This window comes from Pseudomonas brassicacearum (genome assembly GCF_003732265.1).
In the GTDB taxonomy this organism is placed as follows: Bacteria; Pseudomonadota; Gammaproteobacteria; order Pseudomonadales; family Pseudomonadaceae; genus Aquipseudomonas; species Aquipseudomonas brassicacearum_D.
On record NZ_MOBK01000165.1, the window covers coordinates 355 to 846 of the forward strand.

The 492-nt window shown below is 57.7% G+C and carries 1 pseudogene; it reads right to left on the bottom strand.

Going from position 1 to position 492, the window contains the following annotated elements:
• Window positions 1-101: 101 nt before the first annotated feature.
• Window positions 102-492: pseudogene (locus tag BK660_RS30610) on the bottom strand (alpha-1,4-glucan--maltose-1-phosphate maltosyltransferase); the annotation flags it as partial.

A 492-nucleotide genomic window follows, 5' to 3' on the forward strand; every position in this document is an offset into this window, starting at 1 on the left:
GTAGGAGTGAGCCTGCTCGCGATCGCGGTTTCATATTCGGCAGAGTTGTCGCCTGCAAGATTGCTATCGCGAGCAGGCTCACTCCTACAATGGATCTGTGTTCAGGCAGTAATTCGCCAGATGCCAAACGGCTGATACGCCGGGTCCAGGCGCATGAACTGGTATTTGCCATGCCAGTCCCAGCGATGCCCGTTCATCAAGTCTTCGCCGTGGGTCGTCGCGTCGTCGGGCAGGCCCATTTCCCACAGCGGCAGTTCGAAATTCGCTTCCTGCACGTTATGCGGATCGAGGCTGACCGCGACCAGAATGAAATTGCTGCCGTCAAAACTGCGTTTGCCGAAGTACAGAATGTTGTCGTTCCACGCGTTATAGATCTTCAGGCCCAGGTGCGTGTGAAGCGCCGGGTTCTGCCGACGAATGCGGTTGAGCTGGGCGATCTCGGCAATGATGTTGCCGGGCGCGGTGAAGTCGCGGACGCGGATCTCGTACTTC